Origin of the sequence: Streptomyces sp. UH6 (assembly GCF_013421635.1) — a bacterium.
Taxonomy (GTDB): Bacteria; Actinomycetota; Actinomycetes; order Streptomycetales; family Streptomycetaceae; genus Streptomyces; species Streptomyces abyssomicinicus.
Map to the genome: position 1 here is coordinate 1 of NZ_JACADT010000875.1, position 2,406 is coordinate 2,406.

The window sequence follows — 2,406 nt, forward strand, 5'->3', positions numbered from 1 at the left end:
GGCGATCGCGGCCGGGAGCGTGGTGTCGGCGAACCGGACGGCGTCCGCCTCGAGTTCGGCGTACCGCTCGACGGCGCGCAGCTCGCGGGACCGGAACCAGGCGGCGAGCCCGGCGGTGAAGGTCAGCAGGACGCCGCCGCCGGACACGGTCCACACAAGCGCGTCCGAGCCGTCCGCCGGGACCGCGAAGGCTGTCACGCCGGCGAGCGCCCCGCTCGTCAGCGCACAGACGAACGCGACCGAGCGGACTCGGGACAGGGTCATCGGTGTACTCCTCAGCAGGCCGTGGCACAGCGGCAGGGCGGTAACTCGGGGACACTATAGGGACGTTGTGTGTCTCGGAATGCCTGCAGGTGACCGAACTGTGAGGAGAAGTTGATCACAGATTTCCGACAATGGGCCACTTGTCACATCAAGTTGACCAGGTGTGATGTGGCGGAAAGCTGCCGATGCTCCGGATCCTCACCCGGAGTTCATCGTCGGGCCGCCAGGTAGATCCCGAAGGCCTTGTGCAGCGCCTTGTTGAGCGGGAACTCCCACTCGCCGAGGTACTCCACCGCCTCGCCGCCGGTGCCGACCTTGAACCGGAGCAGGCCGAGCAGCGGGTCGCCGTCCTCCAGGGTGTCGGTGATGCCGCGCAGGTCGTAGACGGCCGCGCCCCGCTCGTGGGCGTCGCAGATCATCCGCCACTGCAGGGCGTTGCTCGGCTGCACCTCGCGGCGGCGCGAGGTCGAGGCGCCGTAGGAGTACCAGACGTGCTCCCCGACGGTCAGCATGGTGGCCGCGGCCAGCGTCTCGCCGTCGTGCGAGGCGAGGTAGAGCCGCATCCGGCCGGGGTCCTCCGCGCGCAGTGCCTCCCACATCCGGCGGAAGTAGCCCAGCGGCCGCGGTGCGAAGCCGTCGCGTCCGGCCGTCTCCAGGTAGAGCTCGTGGAAGACCCTCAGGTCCTCGCCGTCCCCTTCGACGACCTTGACGCCTGCCTTCTCGGCCTTCTTGACGTTGCGCCGCCACTGCTGGTTGAAACCGTTCTGGATCTGCTCCAACGACCGCCCGCGCAATGGCAGTTGGAAGACGTAGCGGGGTTGTCCGAGGGCGAATCCGCCGGCGCCGTCCTCGCTCGGACGCCGCCAGCCGGCCTGCCGCAGCCGTTCGGCGACCGGCTCGGCCCGCTCCTCCCGCGCGCTGGGCTCCGCGTCCGCCAGCCGGTGCGCCGCCGGGTCCTGCATCGCCTCCTTCACCCGTTCCGCGCTCCACCGCCGCGCCACCACCGGCGGGCCCATCCGCACGGTGAACGCGCCCAGCCCCTTCAGGTGGTCCAGCATCGGCCGCAGCCACCCGTCGGAGAGCTCGGAGTCGTCCCAGTCGACGACCGGGCCCTCCGGAAGGTAGGCCAGCGAACGCCCGAGGCCCGGCATCGGCCGCAGCAGCGCCAGCCCCGCCCCCACCAGCCGTCCGTCCGCGCCGAACCAGCCCAGGCTGTGCGGACGCCAGTCCTCCTTCACCCCGCCCCAGGCCGGCACCTGCAGATGGCTCACCGACGGCCGCTCCCGGACGAAGTCCAGATGCTCCTCGCGGGTGATCGCCCGAACCTCGCACCTCATACGCCACGCTCCTGCCCGGGCCGCCTGCCTGCGGTCGTGCCGCCCGGACGGGCCCGATGACCATCCGATACGAACGATGCAGGGTAGGCGCAGACCGCCGCCGGATCCGGGCACCAACACTCCGCGGGAACGGCCCTGGGAGCCGAGGGCGCGCCGGCCGTCCGGGCTCCTCCCGCCGGCCGCCCGGGGGGCAGCGGAAACCGCTGGTGGGCGACGGTGCCGGCCTGCTGGAATGACCGCATGCGACGGACGACCACCGACACCACGACCGACCGGGGCGACTGGCCGGAGGCCGTCACCCCCTGGGGCGACGCCGACTGGCGGACCGCCGTGGAGGAGTTCACCACGCGTGGACTGGCGGCGCACGGCCTGCGTCCCGCCCCGACCCGCACGGTGCGGCTGCGCCCCTGGTCCGTGCTGGTCCGCGTCGCCACCGACGACGGCTCGCAGGTCTGGTTCAAGGCCAACCCGCCCGCGAGCCTCTTCGAGGCGGGCCTCGGCGAGGCGCTGAGCCGCCTGGTGCCGGACCACGTGCTGCGTCCCCTCGCCGTGGACACCGACCGCGGATGGTCGCTGCTGCCGGACGGAGGCCCCGTCCTGCGCGAGGTCCTCGCCGGGGCCGCGCCGGAGGAGGCCGCGCGGACCTGGGAGGATCTCCTCCCGCACTACGCCCAGGTGCAGCAGGCCCTCACCGCGCACACCGACGTGCTGACCGGGCTGGGGGTGCCCACCGCGCGGACCACCGCGCTGCCCGAGCTGTTCGAGCGGCTCCTCGCCGAGAACGCCGTCCACCTCGCCCCCGCCG

At 72.9% G+C, this 2,406-nt stretch carries 2 protein-coding genes and 1 pseudogene; 1 reads left to right on the forward strand and 2 read right to left on the reverse strand.

Features of this window, described 5'->3' with window-relative positions; translation table 11 throughout:
• Both HW445_RS26995 and HW445_RS27000 read right to left on the reverse strand, forming a co-directional pair.
• Window positions 1-264: hypothetical protein (locus tag HW445_RS26995; RefSeq protein ID WP_374939704.1), on the reverse strand; the 264-nt coding region annotated here is incomplete at its 3' end.
• Window positions 265-473: 209 nt separating this feature from the next.
• Window positions 474-1,601: a peptidoglycan bridge formation glycyltransferase FemA/FemB family protein gene (locus tag HW445_RS27000; RefSeq protein ID WP_180223491.1), complete on the reverse strand. Its 1,128-nt coding sequence runs from the start codon at window positions 1,599-1,601 to the stop codon at window positions 474-476.
• Between the two features lie 240 nt (window positions 1,602-1,841).
• Between HW445_RS27000 and HW445_RS27005 the strand changes: the two are divergent.
• Window positions 1,842-2,406 (forward strand): annotated as a pseudogene (locus HW445_RS27005) (aminoglycoside phosphotransferase family protein); the annotation flags it as partial.

Excerpts from the sequence above, each read along its gene's own strand:
- HW445_RS27000 (WP_180223491.1), bottom strand. The coding sequence starts at position 1,601 with ATGAGGTGCGAGGTTCGGGCGATCACCCGCGAGGAGCATCTGGACTTC.